This window comes from Propioniciclava soli, from assembly GCF_014858005.1.
In the GTDB taxonomy this organism is placed as follows: domain Bacteria; phylum Actinomycetota; class Actinomycetes; order Propionibacteriales; family Propionibacteriaceae; genus Propioniciclava; species Propioniciclava soli.
The window spans coordinates 126,435-144,197 of record NZ_JACYOT010000006.1 but is presented as its reverse complement, the minus strand read 5'-3'; the positions used below and the strand labels follow the sequence as shown (position 1 = coordinate 144,197).

Here is a 17,763-nt window from a genome sequence, read left to right as displayed (position 1 = left end):
CACCTCAGGCGCCCGCGTAGTACGCGGTGAGGGCCGCGGCGAGCCAGCCCGGGTCGCGGACGCCGGCGAGCTCGCGCGTGGAGTGCATGCTCAGCAGCGGGATGCCGACATCGCACATGAGGACGCCCAACCGCTCGGCCGTCATGGGGCCGATGGTCGAGCCGCACGGCACGGCGTTGTTGGAGACGAAGTCCTGGGTCGGGACGCCGGCCGCGTCACACGCGCGGCGCCACAGGGCCGAGCTGGCGGCGTCCGAGGTGTAGCGGAGGTTGGCGTTGTGCTTCAGCAGCGGGCCGGCGTTGAGCAGTGGCCGGTGGTCGGGGTCGTGCAGGTGCGGGTAGTTGGGGTGGACGGCGTGGCCGGCGTCCGCCGAGATGCACGAGCTGCGGGCCAACAGGCGGAACCAGCCGTCGTCGTCGAGCCCGAGCGCGCCGGCGAGCCGGCGGAGCACCTGCTCCAGCAGCGGCCCGGCGGCACCTGAACGGGAGGACGAGCCGACCTCCTCATGGTCGAAGCAGGCGAGCACGGTGATGTCGTCGCCCTCGTCGGCCGCCAGCAGCGCGGTGAGACCGGCGTGCACCGAGGACAAGTTGTCGAGCCGAGCGGAGGCGAAGAACTCCTCGGTGGGGCCGAACACGGCGGGGGCCTCGGTGGGGTGGCAGATGAGGTCGTGGCCAGCGACGTCGTCGGCCTCCAGCCCGGCCTCGGCGTCGATGAGCTCGAGCAGGTCGAGGTCGGGGCGTCCGACCGAGAAGACGGGCCGCAGGTGGGCCTGCCGGTCGAGGCTCAGCTTCTCGTGGACCGAGCGATCGAGGTGGGGCGCGACCTGCGGCACCCGCAGCCACGCGGGGGTGGCGACGAGGCGCTGCTCGCCGGTGGTGGTGATCAGGCGGCCGGCGACGCCGAGCTCCCGATCGAGCCACTGGTTGGGCAGCGGGCCGCCGTAGACCTCGACGGCCGCCTGCTGCCAGCCCAGGCCGAAGGACGTGGGTGCGGGCTTGAGCTTGAGCGCCGGGGAGTCGGTGTGGGCGCCGACGATGCGGACGCCGGCGCGGGCGGCGTCCACCCCGCTCGGCACGTGCCAGGCGACGATCGCACCGTCGCGGACGACGTAGCCACCGCGGGGTTCGTCGGTGAAGGCGTCCTCCTCGGCCTGGGCGGTGAAGCCGGCGGCGTCCAGGCGGCGGGCCACCTCGGCGGCGGCGTGGTAGGAGGACGGGGAGGCCACCACGAAGGCGGCGAGGTCGTCGATGTGCGCGCGGGCGTCCATGCGCCCATCCTGCCGCAGTCCTAAGCTCGCGCCATGGATGTCGTGACCCTCACCCCCGCGGACGCCGACGCCACGGTCGCGCTCTGGGGGGCCTGCAACCTGACCCGCCCCTGGAACGACGCGCACGCGGACTATGCCCGTGCCCTCGCCGGCCCCTCGTCGACGGTGTTGGGCGTACGCGACGGGGAGGCGCTCGTGGGGACCGTCATGGTCGGCGGGGACGGCCACCGCGGCTGGGTCTACTACCTCGCCGCCGACCCCGGGCGCCGGGGTGAGGGCATCGGTCGGGCGCTGATGGCGGCGGCCGAGGGCTGGCTGGTGGCCCACGACCTGCCGAAGGTGCAGTTCATGGTGCGCACCGCGAACACCGAGGTGCTGACCTTCTACGCCCGGCTCGGGTACGAGGAGCAGGATGTCGTCGTCCTCGGCCGGCGTCTGGACGCCCCTGCGCACTGATCTGCCGGCGATCTGCCGCCCCGTTCGGGCGACGTCGGCGGGGGCGTCGGAAAATTGTCAGAGGGGCCTGCGAGGATCGAAACATGGAGAACGTAGGCATCCTTCTCGTGGCCCTGCTGGTCGGCGTGGCGCTCGGTGGGCTGGGCGCCTGGCTGGTGCTGCGCCGCTCCGCCGCGGTCGAGGTGGTCGAGGACGCGGCGGCCGCCGACCGGCTGCGCGCGGCCGAAGCGTCCGCGCGGGCCGAGGCAGAGCGCGCTCGCGCCGAGCACGCCGGCGCCGAGCTGCGCGTCCGCGAGGCGCAGGCGGACGCCGAGCGCGCGCGCCGGGGCATCGCGGAGGAGCGGACGGCGGCGGCCGAGGCGCGCTCCGAGGCAGCGGCGGCATTGGCCCAAGTAGCGTCCCTCGAGGCACGCCGGACGTCCGCGGTGGCCGAGCGCGACACCGCGCTGGCCCGCGCCGCCGAGATCGCGGCCGACCGTGACGCGCTGGTCAAGGAGTTCAAGGTGCTCTCGGGCCAGGCGCTCGACGAGCAGGGCCGCAAGGTGGACGCCAGCGCCGAGGCGCGGCTGCGCCAGACCGAGATGCTCATGGCCCCGATCAAGGAGAGTCTGGCGAAGTTCGACGCCCGGTTGGGCGAGGTGGAGCAGGCCCGCGTGACGATGGCGACCGAGCTGGCCCAGCAGGTGCGCGCCGTGCAGTTCACCGGCGAGCAGCTGCGCAAGGAGACCCACGCGTTGTCGACCGCGCTGCGCAAGCCGCACGTCCGCGGCGCCTGGGGCGAGCTGCAGCTCAAGCGGGTGGCCGAGGTGGCTGGCATGGTCGAGTACTGCGACTTCGTGCAGCAGTCGACGACGACGACGTCGGAGGACCGGGTGATCCGCCCCGACCTCAAGGTGACCCTCGCCGAGGGCAAGTTCGTGTACGTGGACGCCAAGGTGCCGCTCTCGGCATTCCTGGACGCGCAGGAGACCGAGGACGAGCGCGACCGCGAGCACCACTTGGCGCAGTTTGCGCGCAACGTGCGCAGCCACGTGGACGCCCTGGGTGGCAAGAACTACTGGAAGGCCGATCCGGGCACGCCGGAGTTCGTCGTCATGTTCGTGCCCAACGAGGCGTTGGGGTTCGAGGCGATGCGGCTGATCCCCGATCTGCAGGAGTACGCCAGCGCGCGCAACATCGTGGTGGCGACGCCGTCCACCCTGATCGCCCTGCTGCGGGCCGTCGCCTACGGCTGGAAGCAGGCGAAGCTGGCGGAGTCTGCGGCGGAGGTGTCGCAGCTGGGCCGCGAGCTGTACGACCGGCTGGGCACGATGGGCGGCAACGTCGATCGGCTGGGCCGTGCGTTGGGCTCGGCGGTGAAGGCGTACAACGCCACCGTCGGTTCCCTGGAGACCCGGGTGCTCGTCACGGCCCGGCGCTTCCGCGACCTCAACGTGACCGATGCGGAGCTCGCGCCGCTGGGCACCGTGGAGGAGCCGCTGCGCCAGGTGGCCGCCCCCGAGCTGGTGGCGGACGCCGCGGGCGTCCCGACCTTGGTGGGCCGCGTGGTCGCTGACGACGCGCCGGCGGACGCGTCCGCCCCGAGGCTGCCGGAGCAGGACGAACTGCTGCGCCCGGAGCCCGGCCTCGAGGAGGTCGTCGACGCCACGCACCCGCTCCCCGCCCGCCCGGCGCGCAAGCGGGCCTGAGCGGAGTCGCGCTGGCACCCGGGTGATCCCGCACCCGGCCCCGTCCCTGGCGCGGGCACAACGGGCGAGCGCTGGTGCGGGGTGGGCCGGGGCGCGGCACAATGGCGAGGTGACGTCCCCGCGAACTCTGCCGCCCACCGACCAGCGCCCGCTGGTGTCGGCGGTCGACATTGACGACGCGGCCCGCCGGTTGGCGGGTGTCATCTCCGAGACCCCGCTGCAGTACGACGAGCGGCTCTCGACGCTGACCGGCGCCCAGGTCTGGCTCAAGCGGGAGGACCTGCAGCCCGTCCGCAGCTACAAGATCCGTGGCGCCTACAACTTCATCGCCCAGCTCGACGCCGCCGAGCGCGAGGCCGGCGTCATCGCGGCGTCCGCGGGCAACCACGGCCAGGGCGTCGCCATGGCGTGCGCAGCCCTTGGCATCCGGGGCCGCATCTTCGTGCCCTCCACCACACCGCGGCAGAAGCGGGCCCGGATGCGCCATTTCGGTGGCGCGTTCGTCGAGTTGGTGGTGGCCGGTGACACCTACGACGAGGCGTTCTCGCTCGCCACCGCGGAGGCCGAGTCCTCGGGGGCCACGAAGGTGCCGGCCTTCGACCATCCGCGCACGATCGCAGGCCAGGGCACCGTGGCACGCGAGTTCGTCGACCAGCTCGAGCGGGAACCCGACGCGGTGTACCTGCCGGTGGGCGGGGGCGGGCTGCTCGCCGGTTCGGCGACCTGGCTGGCCCAGCACAGCCCGCACACCCGCGTCGTGGGCGTCGAGCCGGTCGGGGCGGCCTGCCTGGCGGCGGCGCTGGACGCCGGGCGTCCGACCACCCTGCCGTCCATCGACACGTTCGTCGACGGAGCAGCCGTGCGCCGCGCGGGAGACGTCACGTTCCAGATCGCGCGCGAGCTCGGCCCGCAGATGATGACCGTGCCGGAGGGCGCGATCTGCACCGAGATGCTGGAGCTCTACCAGACCGAGGGCATCATCGCCGAGCCCGCCGGCGCGATGGCCACCACGGCCCTGCAGCGCGTGCGGCCCCGCCCCGACGAGGTGGTGGTCGCGGTCGTGTCCGGCGGCAACAACGACGTCTCGCGCTACGCCGAGATCGTGGAGCGCTCGCTCATCCACGAAGGCCGCAAGCACTACTTCCTGGTGAACTTCCCCCAGGAGCCCGGTGCCCTGCGGCGCTTCCTCGACGAGGTGCTCGGCCCCGAGGACGACATCACGCACTTCGAGTACGTGAAGAAGTCGAACCGGGAGGTCGGGCCCGCGTTGGTCGGCGTCGAGCTCGGCGATCCGGCGACCTACGACGCGCTGCGCGCCCGCATGGACGCCAGCCCCATGCGCGTGGAGGTTGTCTCCCCCGACAGCCCGTTCTACCGCCTCCTCATCTGATCGGCCGCGCTGCGCCGTGGGCTTGGACACGTCCGGGGCCATGATGAAACCCATGCGGTTCTATGCACGCCCCTCAATGAAGCTCGTTCGCCAGATCGTGTTCGACGCCTTCGTGCTGGTCTGGACGATCGGGTGGTGGTTCGCCGGCCGCGTCACCGATGGCGTGGTCCGTTCGGTCGCCGAGCCGGCCCGGCAGACGGTCGCGGTGGGCGGGGGCGTCCGCTCCCAGTTGGATGAGATCGCCAGGCAGGCCGACGGGCTGCCGGTGGTGGGCGACGGACTGAGCCAGCCGTTCACCGGCCTGTCGGGCACCGTGGCCGGGCTGATGGCGTCCGCCCAGGAGCAGGTCAACGCGATCGAGACCACCGCCACCGTCGCCGGCTGGCTGACGTTCCTCGTGCCGGTCGTGCTCCTGATGCTGTTCTGGCTCCCCCGCCGTCTCGCGTTCTCGCGGCGGGCGAGCGAGGTGCTGGGTCTCGTCGAGACCGTCGACGGCACCGACCTGCTGGCCCTGCGCGCGCTGGCGACGCTCCCGATCGCCGAGCTGCGCACCGTGGCGGCCGACCCCATGGCCGCCTGGCGGTCGGGGAATTCCGAGGTGGCGGAGCAGCTGGCCGAGCTGCAGCTCGTCCACGCCGGCGTCCGCCGGCCACGGCGCCGGCGCAGGTCGGCCGGGCGTCCGCTGGCTCGCTAGCCTTGTCGGGTGAGTCCGCGCCGCTACCACCGCCCCGCCTTCCGCGACCCCGCCGTCCTGGAGGAGATGGGCGAGGGCTCGGACCCCATCGGTGAGCTGCACGCCGCGCACGAGACGGCGGCCGTGCTGGTGCGCGCCGGACGCGCCGCGGACGACCCGGCTGTCACCGCTCGGCTCGTCGCGATCGTCGACGACGTGGGTCTCCCGACGGTGGCCGACCTGTGGGCGCAGCGTCCCGCCCGCAGCCTGCCCGGTGCGCTCTACCGGTTGTACGTGCTGCGCGAGTGGGTCCGCGCCGACTCGGACGGCGCCGCGCGGGAGTACGCGGCCGGCGTCCGGTTCACCGAACCCAATCACGCCGTCGCGGGGGTGGACCCGACGGGCCCCGACGAGGTGCGGCGTGTGGCCGACGAGATCCTGCGTGGCGCGTTCACCGGTGATTTCGCGATCGCGCTGGAGCGTGCCGCGGCGCTCTGCCACGTCGTCGCGGCCGGACGCGCCGATCTCGCCTCAGGGCACGACACGGTGGAGCGCGCCGCCCGGTTGCAGGACATGGCGCGCGACCTGCGCGCCTGCGCGCACCTGTGGCGCGCCGACGACCTCGCCTGATCGGCACCGACCCATCGGAGCACCCGGAGAGACTGCCTATGCTGGCCACGAACCCCCAGGAAGGACCCCCGTCGTGAAGCGTCTCGCCTCCTCGCTCGTGGCCCTGGCAGCCCTGGCCGCCTGCACCACGGGCCCCACTCCCACCGACCCAGCCACGTCCACGCCCGCACCGAGTGCCACCGCACCCGCCACACCCACGGCCGTGGACGCGTCCTCGGCCACCGAACTGGTGCGTCAGGGGGCCGAACCGCTGACCACCGTGCTCGCCAGCATCCCGCTGCAGGGCGAGGGCAGCCTGACCGGGGCCACCCTGGACATCCTGGAGGTGCGCGTCACGGACGCCTCGACGGTGGTGACCTTCGCCCTCACCCATCCCGACTTCCAGGCGGACTTCGACGACCGACTCCGCAGCACCAACGAGTGGGCACCCGCCCTGCGAGCCGGTGACGGCGTCTACTGGCCCGCGAAGACGGTGATGTACAACAACGTCGCGAATCTCCACGACCGGATGGCCCTGGTCGGCCAGCCCTACACCCTGCTGGCCGCGCCACGGGGCATGTTCGCCCTGTTCGCCCCGCTGCCGGCCAGCGTCACCGAGGTTGAAGTCCTCAGCCCGCTGTCGGACGACACCGTCTCCGTGCCCGTGGTGCGCGGCCCGGCTACCGCCCCGGAGGGCACGGCCGACATCCCCGCCCTCGGCCAGGTGACGTACGCCGACCCCAACGACGCCGACAACCCCGTCCCCGTCACGGTGACCGTGCACGGGGTCCGCCGGGTCGAGGACGCCACCGTCCTCTACTACTCCGCCGTCCTGCCCGAGGGCTCCGAACCCCAGAACCTCGCCACCTTCGGCGGGGGCAGCACCGTCCTCGCGTACGCGGTGGGCGGCCGGCAGAGTTGGCCGCTCACCATGGGGGTGGTCGACCATGCCAACCACCAGGCCCACACGGTGGCCTTCGACGCGTACCGGGCTCAGGTGTGTTCTCCCGGCGACGTGACCGTCGACGGCGAGGTGGCTCGCACGTGCTGGGCAGCCATGCCCGGCCTGCCCGAGAACGTCACCCGGGTGGACGTCATCATTGGTGGCCAGCAGGCCATCCAGGACGTCCCTGTCGAGGACGGCCCCTTGACCCCGACCATCCCGAACGCCGACGACCCGTTCCCCGTCCTCGGCGGCCCTTGGCCCGAGATCCCGGCGGAAGCGCTGGCCGTGGCCGCCCGCCCGGACCAGGCCGAGAAGGCCGTCTTGCCCCTCGTCGACGTCGTCACCGAGGATGCGATCACCACCAGCGGGCAACAGCTCGACCTCGACACCACCGTCCTGTTCGCCTACAACGAGGCGACGCTCACACCCGAGGCCAACGCGGTGCTCACCCAGGTGGCCGAGCAGATCCAGGGCTTCGACAACCCGGGCCAACTCACCCTCACCGGCCACACCGACGCGGACGGCTCCAGCTCCGACAACCTGGACCTGTCGCGCCGCCGCGCCCAGGCCGTCGCGGACGCCCTCGCCCCGCTCTTGGGCGACGGCTACACCTTCGCCGTGGACGGCAAGGGCGAAGCCGATCCCATCGCCCCGAACACGACCGAAACCGGCAAGGCCCTCAACCGCCGTGTCACGATCCTTCCGCCGAGCTGACACGAGGGCGGACGCGGAATCCGCGTGACCGCCGAGCTCTCGGCAGCGGCAGGACGCGGGGGCTCCTGCACTGCTGACTTTCGTTGTGAAGCGTTTCAGACACCGCTAGGCTCATCCTCGACGCCACCGTGTCTGCGACGAGGGAGATGCACATGCCGAAGGTCACCGTTCCCGAAGGCCGCCCGGGTCTCGCCCCGGGAGCCCACCTGGTGGAACCCGCCCCGTTCCCCACCGCGGCGGACCTCCCCGATCCGCGCGGGCCGCTCGGTACGCCGACGCGACTGCGCTTCGAGCACCTGCCCCCCGGCGACGCCCTCGGCATCGCCACCGCCACGCCGCGGCTGTCCTTCGATGTGCCGAGCGCCCCGGCCGGGTGGCAGCTGGCGTCGGTGACCGTCGAGGTGACCTGCGGCCCGATCGGCGGGGAGGCGTCCACCACCACCCACACCCTGCCGAACGCCGCCACCCTCCACCTGCCGTGGCCCGACGAGCCCCTGGCCCTGCGCGAGGCCGCCACGGTCCGCGTCCGGGTCAGCGGGACCAGCGACGAGGGCGAGGTGACGAGCCCGTGGTCGGATCCGATCAGCGTCGAGACCGGCATCTTGGCCGCCGAGGACTGGCAGGCCCTGCCCGTCGGCCCGAGCTGGCCCGAGAACCCGGACGCCGACCGCCGGCCCAGTCGCGTCCGCCACGCCTTCGATCTGCCCGGCGACATCACCGCCGCCCGGCTCCGCGTCTCCGCGCACGGACTCATCCGCCCCTGGCTGAACGGCGAGCGGGTGGATGACGACGAGCTGGTGCCGGGCTGGACGGTCTACGGCGAGCGCCTCCTGCACCGCAGTTACGACGTCACCGACCTGCTCGCTGCCGGCGCGAACGTCCTCGCTGCCGAGCTGGCCGACGGCTGGTATCGCGGCCACATCGGCTTCGACGGCGGCTACCGCAACCTCTACGGTGCCGACCAGGCGGCGATCCTGCAGCTCGAGGTCGTCCACGGCGACGGCTCGCTCACGGTGGTCGCGACCGACGACGCCTGGCAGGTCGGCGGCGGGCCCATTCTGTTCACCGGCCTCTACGAGGGCGAGACCTACGACGCCCGCCTCGCCGACGACGACCCCACCGCCTGGGCCCGCCCGGGCGAACCCTGTGGCACCTGGCTGCCCGTCGCCGTCCACCCCTCGGATGCCGCGCGGCTCGAGGCACCCCTCGACGCCCCCGTGCAGACGCAGGGCGAGCTGACCCCGGTCGCAATCTGGCTGTCCCCGGCACCCGAACGGTTCCTGCCACCCGGCATCGAGGCCGACGACCCCGACGTCTGGCTCGTCGACTTCGGCCAGAACATCGCCGGACGCCTGCGCTTCGTCCTCCCCGACGGCACTCCGGCGGGCACGACGATCCGCATCCGGCACGCCGAGGTGCTCGAGAACGGCCGGCTCGGCGTCCGCCCCCTGCGCGGCGCGGCGGCGACCGACACCTACACCACCCGCGGCGACGCCGGGGAGGAGTGGGAGCCGGCGTTCACGATCCACGGCTTCCGCTACGCCGAGATCACCGGGTGGCCGGGCGAGCCCGAGCCGGATGCGCTGCGCGCCGTCGTGCTGCACACCACGATGGAGCGGCTCGGCGGGTTCGCGTCCTCCGAACCGCTGGTCGACCGGTTGCACGAGAACTCCCGCTGGTCGATGACCGGCAACTTCGTGGCGCTGCCCACGGACTGCCCCCAGCGCGACGAGCGTCTCGGTTGGACGGGTGACGTCGCCGCCTTCGCGCCGACCGCCGCGTTCCACTACGACGCCACCGGCCTGCTGGCCAGTTGGCTCGTCGACCTGTGGCTCGAACAGCAGGCCCACGGCACGGTGACCTGGTACGTCCCGGTCATTCCCGGCGGGTTCTGGACGCCGCCGCGTCCGGCCGCCGTGTGGGGCGACGCCGCGACGATCACGCCCTGGACGCTGTACGAGACCACCGGCGACCGGCGGCTGCTGGAGGACCAGTGGGAGTCGGCGCGGCAGTGGGTCGACCTGGTCGACTCCTTGGCCGGGGAGGGCCACGTCTGGGATTCGGGAATGCAGCTCGGCGACTGGCTCGACCCCTCCGCGCCGCCGGAGAACCCCATGCAGGCCATGACCGATCCGTACCTCGTCGCCACGGCCTACTTCGCGCAGTCGGCCCGCATCGTGGCGCGGTGGGCCGCCGCGCTGGGCAAGGAGGCCGAGGCGTCGCGCTACGGCGAGCTGGCGGACGCCATCGCCGCGGCCTTCCGCGACGCGTACCTGCAGCCCGACGGCCGGCTGAGCTCGGACAGCCAGACGGCCTACGCGTTGGCCATCGTGTGCGACGTGCTGGGCGAGGACGATCGCGTCCGCGCCGGGGAGCACTTGGCGCGGAAGGTCGCGGAGTCCGAGGGCCGGGTGGCGACCGGGTTCGCCGGGACGCCGGTCGTGTGCGCGGCGTTGACGGCCACCGGGCAGGACGCCGCCGCCTCGGCCCTGCTGCTGGAGACGGGCTGCCCGTCGTGGCTGTACGCCGTGACGATGGGCGCCACGACGACGTGGGAGCGGTGGGACTCGATGCTGCCCGACGGGTCGATCAACCCCGGTGAGATGACGTCGTTCAACCACTACGCGCTGGGCGCCGTGGCGGCCTGGCTGCAGCGCGACGTCGCCGGCCTGGCGCCGGCGGCACCCGGCTACGCGGAGATCCTCGTCGCGCCGCACCCTGTGGGGCTGACCCACGCGGAGGCCGTCCACGTGACGCCGTACGGCCCGGCGGCGTCGTCGTGGTCGGTGAGCGACGGCGTCCTGACCCTGGACGTGGTCGTGCCCGTGGGTGCGACGGCCCGGGTGGTGCTGGGCGGCGAGGAGACCGTGGTCGCGCACGGCCGGCACACCTTCACCGCCCCCTCCCCCGCCTGACCCGTCCTGCCCTGCCCTCGGGGGGGTGGGGGGCGCGCTGGTGATCGGCATTTGGACCCGAGGGAATGGCGCCATGGCGCCATTCCCTCGGGTCCAAATGCCCCAACGTGGGCTTGGGATCGCGGGGATCAGCCCGTATCCTCGTCACGGCGTCGGGCTGCGGTAGCCCCGGGCTCCAACATTCGCCGCTACGAGCGGCCACGCGCCGTGAGGCGCTCCCGGCCCGACGCCCTCACCTCGTCATCGTCCACCCCGGATTCCCGGGGTGGACGACAGACATCAGCGACGCGGCTGGCGTCCGATCCACTCGGCCAGCTCGACGCGCGGGCCCGTGAAGAACGGTGTCTCCTCGCGCACGTGCAGCCGCGCCTCGACGGCGCGCTGGGCGCGCATCGCGTCGGTGAGGCGGTGCAGCTCGTCGGCCTCGAAGGCCAGCAGCCACTCGTAGTCGCCCAAGGCGAAGGCGGAGGTGGTTGAGCCCAGCACGTCGGGAAAGTCTTTGGCCGCCATGCCGTGCGTGCGCAGCATGTGCGAGCGCTTGGACGATTCCAGGTAGTACCACTCGTAGGAGCGCACGAACGGGTAGACCGTCAGCCACGGCCGCGGGGCGATCCCCGAGAAGCAGGCCGGGGTGTGGGAGTTGTTGAACTCAGCCGGGCGGTGGACGCCGACGTTGCTCCACACCGGCTCCAGCAGCACACCGAGCTCGGAGCGCCGCAGCGCGTGATACCCCGCCTGCAGCGCGGCCGGGTCCTCCGACAGCGTCCACACCAGCAGGTCGGCGTCCGCCCGGAACCCGCCGATGTCGTACCAGCCGCGCACGGTCACGCCGGCGTCGGCCAGGGCCGCGGCGGCCCCGTCGGCCAGCGCGGCGTTGTCGGCGTCCGCCGAGAGCGGAGCCGGCAGCGCGAACACCGAGTACATCAGGTAGTGGGTGGCGGCGTTGACGTCCTCGGGCGCCACGTACACGTCGCGCGGGTCGCCGGTGAACGGTGCCCCGGGCGTCTTGCCGTGCGGGCCGGCGCCGTGGCCGGAAGTGGGCTGGGTCATGAGACTCCTTCGTTGTCGAGAACGGTCGGCGCTCCGGCGCCCGGACGCCCCGAGCCGCAGCAGGACGCCCCACACGTCGGCATCCCGGCGATCGTGCCGCGCTCACCGGCGACGACGGCGTCTGCCAGGAGCGCGACGAACCCCGGGTCCACGCCCACGGTGGCGGCGCGGACGTACCCCAGGCCGAGGCCCTCGGCGGTCTCGCGGGCCTCGGTGTCGAGGTCGAACACGACCTCCATGTGGTCGTTGATGAAACCGATGGGCGCGGTGACGACGCGCTCGACGCCGTCGGCGGCCAGCTCCTCGAGCCGGTCGTTCACGTCGGGCTCCAGCCACGGGATGTGCGGGGCGCCAGAACGGGAGCAGAACACCAGCTCCCACGGCACCTCCACCCCGAGCTCGGCGGACGCCTCCCGCGCGACCGCCTCGGCCACCCGCAGGTGCTGGGCGTGGTAGGTGCCCTCCTCACCACCGGGGCCGGACGCGGCATCCATGGCGGTCGGGATCGAGTGGGTCACGAAGAGCACGGCAGGCAGGTCCTCGGCGCCCCCGAGTTCGCGCACCGCCGCCACCAATGCCCGGGCGTTGGCGCCCACGAAGCCGTCGGTCTCGGCGTAGGGGCCGATCTTGGTGAAGGTGAACCCCTCGGCCTCCTCGCCGAGCTCGGCCAGCGCCCCCGCCAGGTCCTCGCGGTACTGGCGGCAGCCGGAGTAGCTGGAGTAGGCGGCGGTGATGACCACCCGCACGTCGCGCAGACCGGACGCGGCCAGCTCGCGCAGCGTGTCGGCGAGGTAGGGCGTCCAGTTGCGGTTGCCGATGACGACCGGCACGTCGAGCCCGCGCTCGCGCAGGGCCTCGCCCAGGGCGTCCATCAGCTCCGCGTTGCGCTCGTTGATCGGCGACACCCCCCCGAAGCGCTGGTAGTGGCCCGACACCTCGACCAGCCGCTCGTCGGGGATGCCTCGCCCCCGCGTCGCGTTCCGCATGAAGGGCAGCACGTCCTCGGGACCTCTCGGCCCGCCGTAGGACACCACCAGCACTGCATCGACCATCACATCGCCTCTCGTCGGGGCGCCTCCTCGACGCCGCCCAGATCATCCACCCGCAGCCCGGTGACCGGGCAGCTGTCCTCGTCCAACGTGTCGGGCGCCACCATCCGCGCCGACTCCTGCGCCGGGCCGTCCAACTCCAGGTTGCCCAGCACGGGACGCGTCGGGGCCTCCAGGCCCCACAGCTCGCTCAGCGCCCAGAGGTACTCCTCCGAGCGGCCCTCGACGGCCGCCTTGCGCGCTCGGACGCTCGGCACGTGCACGAGCCGCGCCGCGAGCCGCCGCAGGGCGTGGGCCGCCTCCTCCCGGGTCAGCTCCCGGCCCAGCGGCAGCCGATCGACCTCGTCGTGCACCATGTCGTGCACGGTGTCGCGCAGTGCGATGACCGCGGGGTCCATCTCCCGACCCCGCAGCCGTGCCAGCGCCTCGCCGACGCCGGTGCGCACCAACTCCCGGGCGCGGATCACGTCGCGATGGGCGGCGTCCGGCACGTGGCGCGAGATCGTCTCCAGATCGAGCAGCAGCGCCCCGGGCAGATCGGCGCAGGCGAGCTCCACGTCGCGGCCCACGGCGAGATCCACCAGCACCAGCTCGCGATGGTCGCGCGCGGCGACCGCCTCGCGCACGTCCTCGGCCAGCACGGCGGGGACGCCCGAGCCCCGGCAGGCGACCACGACGTCGGCGTCCACCATCGCCCCGCTCAACGGATCGGCCACGGCGCGCACCCCGGAATGCGAGCGCGCGAAGGCCTCGGCCCGGCCGCTGTGGCTGAACACCGCGATGTCGCGGCAGCCGCGCTCGGCCAGGTCGGCCACGACGGCGCCGGCGTAGGCGCCGGTGCCCACGATGAGCACGCGGGACGCCTGCCAGGCGCGCGGCACCAGGTCGAGCGCCACGCTCACCACGGAGCGGCCGCGCGTCGCGAGCCGGGTGCGCTGCGTGACGAGCCGCGCCGTGCGCAGCGCCTGCTCCACCACCGAGACGAGCAGACCGGACGCCGTGCGCGCGGTCCGCGCCTCCAGAAGGGCGCGGCGCACCTGGGCGGCGACCTCCCGGTCCCCCACCACCATCGAGTCGAGCCCGGCGGTGACGTGGAAGAGGTGGTCGATGGCGTCGGCGTCCGCCAGCTCCAGCAGCGCGACGTCGGCGGGGGCGTCCGGGCCCGAGGTCAGGTCGCGACGCACCGCCTCGGCCACGGCAGCCAGCGGCAGGTCGGACTGCAGGTAGACCTCCACGCGGTTGCACGTGGAGAGCACGAGCGCGCCGGCGATGCCGGGGGTCGCCTCGACGAGGCGCCGCCCGAGACCGGGGACGCCCTGGGCGATGGCCTCGACCGCGCCGAGCCCATGGTCGGCGTGGTGGACGGCAACGAGTTGGATTCCCACGACACTGCCATTGAACCATCCCCGGCCGACAGGTTCGAATGCGTCCGCACCCCCGGCACCCGTCCGCCGCGCGGCATAGGGTGGCAGCGTGCCCCATGCCGACCCGACGACCCCGCCCCTCCTCCGTGCCTTGTCAGGCCACCGTGGCGGCCCGCTGCCCGTGTGGTTCATGCGGCAGGCCGGCCGCTCCCTGCCCGAGTACCGGGAGGTCCGCAAGGGCACCGGCATGTTGCAGTCCTGCCTCATGCCCGAGCTCGCGGCCGAGATCACGTTGCAGCCCGTGCGCCGCCACCGCGTCGACGCCGCGATCTTCTTCTCCGACATCATGGTGCCGCTCAAGCTGGCCGGGGTCGACGTCGAGATCGTGCCCGACGTGGGGCCCGTGATCGCCGAACCGGTGCGCACGGCGTCCGACGTGACGGCCCTCGTCGCGCACGAGCCGGGTGACACCGCCGCGATCACGCAAGCCATCGGCATCATCACCGCCGAGCTGGCCACCACGCCGTCGGGCGACGCGGGGTGGACGCCGCTGATCGGCTTCGCCGGCGCGCCGTTCACCCTGGCGGCCTATCTCGTCGAGGGACGCCCCAGCCGCGACCACCTCGCCGCGCGCGCCATGATGCACGCCGATCCGCAGTCCTGGGGCCGCCTCATGGCCTGGTGCGCGGAGATCTCGGGGCACTTCCTGCGCGCCCAGACCGACGCGGGCGCCTCGGCCGTGCAGCTCTTCGACTCGTGGGCCGGCTCCCTGACGCGCGCCGACTACGTCGCCCACGTCGCCCCCCACAGCCGCGCCGCGCTCGCCGCGGTCCAGGGCGTCGTGCCCCGCATCCACTTCGGCACCGGCACCGGCCACCTGTTGGAGGAGCTCGCCGTGGGGGCGGACGCCGTCGGCATCGACTACCGGACCCCGCTGGACGAGGCCGCCGCCCGCCTGCCCGGAACGCCGCTGCAGGGCAACATCGACCCCGCCCTGCTGGCCGCCGGCGAGGACGCGCTGGACGCCCACCTCACCGACGTCGTCGAACGCGGCCGCGCCGCCCCCGGGCACGTGCTCAACCTCGGGCACGGCGTCCCCCCGAGCACCGACCCCGGGGTGCTCACCCGACTCGTCGAGAGGATCCACGCGCTGTGAGCAGCCACGCAGAAGCCATCGTCATCGGCGGCGGCATGAGCGGCCTGGCCGCCGCCCACCGCTTCACCCAGCTCGGCGTCCGCCCGCTGCTGCTGGAGGCCCGCGGCCAGTGCGGCGGCCTGGTGTTCGGCGCGCCAATCGGCGGCGTCCGCGTCGACCTGGGAGCGGAGTCCTTCGCCCGCCGCAGCAAGGCCACCGCGGAGCTCGCCGAGGAGCTGGGGCTCGAGGTCGTCACCCCCGACGGTGAGTCCTGGATCTGGGCCCACGACGGGTCGACCGACGGCATTGGGGACGGCGAGCAGCCCGGGCACGCGTTCCGCATCCCGCACGGCGTGCTGGGCATCCCGACCGACCTGGACGACCCGCAGGTCGCCGACGCCCTGTCCGAGGAGGGTCTGGCGCGGGCGAGGGAGGATCTCACCCTCGGCCCGGACGCCGGCGCGGACGCCGCCGACCTCGCCACCCTCGTCACCACCCGCCTCGGCGCCGAGGTGCTGGACCGGCTGGTCGATCCCGTCGCCGGCGGCGTCCACTCGGTGCACCCGAGCCAGCTCGCGGTCGACATCGTCGCGCCGGGCCTGCGCGAGGCGCTCGCCGAGGAGGGTTCGTTGGTGGGCGCCGCCGCCGCGCTGCGCGCCAAGGCACCCGAGGGTTCGGTGGTGGCGTCGGTCTCGGGCGGGCTGTTCCGGCTCGCCGAGGCGCTGGTCTCGGCCATCGATGCCGGGGGCGGCACGGTTCGTACTCGCCGCCTGGTGACGGGGATCGCCCGGGACGGCTCCGGGTGGCTGGTCACGCACCACGAGGCCGGCCGCGCGCCGAACCCGGCCGACCCGCCCGTGCCGATCGGCGAACCCGAGCAGGACTGGGCACCCAAGCTCGTCATCGCCCTCGACGGGCGCGCCGCGCTCGACCTGCTGCGCTCGCTGCCCGAGCTGAACATCGGCGACTGGGAGCTCCCCCGCGGCGCCGACCTGACCCAGGTGTGCGTCGCGGTGACCCGCCCCGAGCTGGACGCCGCACCGCGCGGCTCCGGCCTGCTGGTCACGCCGGTGCACGAGGGCGACACCCCCCGCGTGACGTGCAAGGCGCTGACCCACTACTCGGTCAAGTGGCCCACGACGGTCGCGGGCACCGGCCGGCACGTGCTGCGCGTCTCCTACGGCCGCGCGGGCACCCCGACACCGGAGCCCACGCTCGCCGACGCCCTCGCCGACGCCTCGGTGCTGCTCGGCGTCGATCTCGCCGAGACCGACGTGGCCGGCCACGCCGTCATCCACTACCCCAACTCCCTGCCGCCGCACACCCCCGAGCACCGCGACCGCGTGGCCGAGCTGACCCAGGCCGCCGCCGAGCTGGAGGGCTTCGAGATCACCGGCGCCTGGTACGCCGGCACTGGCCTGGCAGCCGTGGTGCCGCACGGCCGCGCCGTGGCAGAGAAACTGTCAGTGGGGGCGTCCACCCTTGGGTCGCATGACGACGATGACGACGGCACCGAGTCCGGCGCGAAGGGCGGGTCCGGGCAGTGATGCTGCGCCTCGGCACGCGAGGCTCGGAGCTGGCGCGCACCCAGTCGGGCCACGTGGCGGACGCCCTGCGCGCGCTGGGCCACGAGGTGGAGCTGGTGACGATCCGCTCCGAGGGGGACGTGACCACCGCGTCCCTGGTCGACGCCGGCGGGCTGGGCGTGTTCGCCGCCGCGCTGCGCCGAGCCCTGCTGGCCGGCGACGTGGACTTGGCGGTGCACTCATTGAAGGACCTGCCGACCGCCGCCGTGCCCGGCCTCACGCTGGCCGCGATCGCGCGGCGCGCCGATCCGGCGGACGTGCTGTGCGCCCGCGACGGCCACACGCTGGCGTCGCTGCCGGCCGGCGCGAAGGTGGGCACCGGCTCGCCGCGCCGCGCCGCCCAGCTGCGGGCGCGGAGACCCGACCTCGTGGTCGTGGAGATCCGCGGCAACGTGGGCACCCGGCTGGCGCGCGCGTTCGGCTCCGACACCACCGAGCCCGACCTGGCCGCCGTCGTGCTGGCCCGCGCCGGGCTGGAACGCCTGGGGCTGCTGGACGCCGCCTTCGAAACCCTCGACCTGCTGCCCGCACCCGGCCAGGGGGCGCTCGGCATGGAGTGTCGCGCCGCCGACACCGCCACCGTCGCGGCGCTGGCTGCGCTGGACGACGAGGCCACCCGCGCGGCCGTCACCGCCGAGCGGGCCGTGCTCGCCGCGTTGGAGGCCGGTTGCGCGGCCCCGGTGGGGGCGTTCGCCACGCTGGCCGACGGCGTGCTCAGCCTGGCGGCCACGGTGCTGGCCACCGATGGCGCCACCGCCGCGCGCACGTCCGTGGCGGAGCCGTGGCCCACCGACGCCGACGCGCTGGGCCGCCGTGCCGCGCGGCGGCTGCTCGGCGACGGGGCGGCCGCGGTCACCCCGCTCGGAGCCGCGCGCCCCAGCCGGCTGGAGGAGTTCCACCGCACCCAGCTGTGGGCCC

At 74.0% G+C, this 17,763-nt stretch carries 13 protein-coding genes and 1 pseudogene; 10 read left to right on the top strand and 4 right to left on the bottom strand.

Going from position 1 to position 17,763, the window contains the following annotated elements:
• Nucleotides 1-4: 4 nt before the first annotated feature.
• Nucleotides 5-1,270, bottom strand: a complete 1,266-nt coding sequence (locus IFY26_RS07705; RefSeq protein ID WP_232548410.1) for a M18 family aminopeptidase — start codon at nt 1,268-1,270, stop codon at nt 5-7.
• A 33-nt stretch (nt 1,271-1,303) separates the two neighbouring features.
• Between IFY26_RS07705 and IFY26_RS07700 the strand changes: the two genes are divergently transcribed.
• From IFY26_RS07700 to IFY26_RS07670, 7 genes are all read left to right on the top strand, one after another.
• Nucleotides 1,304-1,726: a GNAT family acetyltransferase gene (locus IFY26_RS07700; protein ID WP_232548409.1), complete on the top strand. Its 423-nt coding sequence runs from the start codon at nt 1,304-1,306 to the stop codon at nt 1,724-1,726.
• 83 nt (nt 1,727-1,809) lie between these two features.
• The gene (locus tag IFY26_RS07695; RefSeq protein ID WP_232548408.1) at nt 1,810-3,414 is read left to right on the top strand and encodes a DNA recombination protein RmuC; all 1,605 of its coding nucleotides are present in this window, start codon (nt 1,810-1,812) and stop codon (nt 3,412-3,414) included.
• Nucleotides 3,415-3,523: 109 nt separating this feature from the next.
• A complete protein-coding gene (ilvA, locus tag IFY26_RS07690; protein WP_232548407.1) occupies nt 3,524-4,804 on the top strand; it encodes a threonine ammonia-lyase IlvA in 1,281 nt (426 codons plus the stop codon).
• 76 nt (nt 4,805-4,880) lie between these two features.
• Nucleotides 4,881-5,498: a hypothetical protein gene (locus IFY26_RS07685; RefSeq protein ID WP_232548406.1), complete on the top strand. Its 618-nt coding sequence runs from the start codon at nt 4,881-4,883 to the stop codon at nt 5,496-5,498.
• A gap of 9 nt (nt 5,499-5,507) precedes the next feature.
• Nucleotides 5,508-6,107 carry a hypothetical protein gene (locus IFY26_RS07680; protein WP_232548405.1) on the top strand — a complete coding sequence of 200 codons (600 nt, stop codon included), beginning with the start codon at nt 5,508-5,510 and terminating at the stop codon, nt 6,105-6,107.
• A 73-nt stretch (nt 6,108-6,180) separates the two neighbouring features.
• On the top strand, nt 6,181-7,746 hold the full coding sequence (locus IFY26_RS18150; RefSeq protein ID WP_232548404.1) for an OmpA family protein: 1,566 nt from the start codon (nt 6,181-6,183) through the stop codon (nt 7,744-7,746).
• Between the two features lie 152 nt (nt 7,747-7,898).
• Nucleotides 7,899-10,661 (top strand): alpha-L-rhamnosidase, encoded by a 2,763-nt coding sequence (locus tag IFY26_RS07670; RefSeq protein ID WP_232548403.1) that lies wholly within the window; start codon nt 7,899-7,901, stop codon nt 10,659-10,661.
• Between the two features lie 279 nt (nt 10,662-10,940).
• Here IFY26_RS07670 and hemQ read toward each other — a convergent pair whose 3' ends face one another.
• The 3 genes from hemQ to IFY26_RS07655 are packed head-to-tail and all read right to left on the bottom strand — an operon-like array spanning nt 10,941 to nt 14,145.
• Nucleotides 10,941-11,711 (bottom strand): hydrogen peroxide-dependent heme synthase, encoded by a 771-nt coding sequence (hemQ, locus tag IFY26_RS07665; RefSeq protein WP_232548402.1) that lies wholly within the window; start codon nt 11,709-11,711, stop codon nt 10,941-10,943.
• Entirely contained in the window at nt 11,708-12,763 is a 1,056-nt protein-coding gene (locus tag IFY26_RS07660; protein WP_232548401.1) for a ferrochelatase, read from the bottom strand. The genes hemQ and IFY26_RS07660 overlap by 4 nt, the downstream gene beginning before the upstream one ends.
• Nucleotides 12,763-14,145 (bottom strand): glutamyl-tRNA reductase, encoded by a 1,383-nt coding sequence (locus tag IFY26_RS07655; RefSeq protein WP_232548400.1) that lies wholly within the window; start codon nt 14,143-14,145, stop codon nt 12,763-12,765. The genes IFY26_RS07660 and IFY26_RS07655 overlap by 1 nt, the downstream gene beginning before the upstream one ends.
• Before the next feature lie 88 nt (nt 14,146-14,233).
• On the opposite strand from IFY26_RS07655, the gene hemE reads away from it, so the two are divergent.
• The 3 genes and pseudogenes from hemE to hemC form a co-directional block, all read left to right on the top strand.
• Nucleotides 14,234-15,280: a uroporphyrinogen decarboxylase gene (gene hemE / locus IFY26_RS07650; RefSeq protein ID WP_232548399.1), complete on the top strand. Its 1,047-nt coding sequence runs from the start codon at nt 14,234-14,236 to the stop codon at nt 15,278-15,280.
• Nucleotides 15,277-16,806, top strand: a complete 1,530-nt coding sequence (locus tag IFY26_RS07645; protein WP_232548398.1) for a protoporphyrinogen/coproporphyrinogen oxidase — start codon at nt 15,277-15,279, stop codon at nt 16,804-16,806. The genes hemE and IFY26_RS07645 overlap by 4 nt, the downstream gene beginning before the upstream one ends.
• Nucleotides 16,806-17,729, top strand: a pseudogene (gene hemC, locus IFY26_RS07640) (hydroxymethylbilane synthase); the annotation flags it as partial. The gene IFY26_RS07645 and the pseudogene hemC, both read left to right, overlap by 1 nt.
• Nucleotides 17,730-17,763 lie beyond the last annotated feature (34 nt).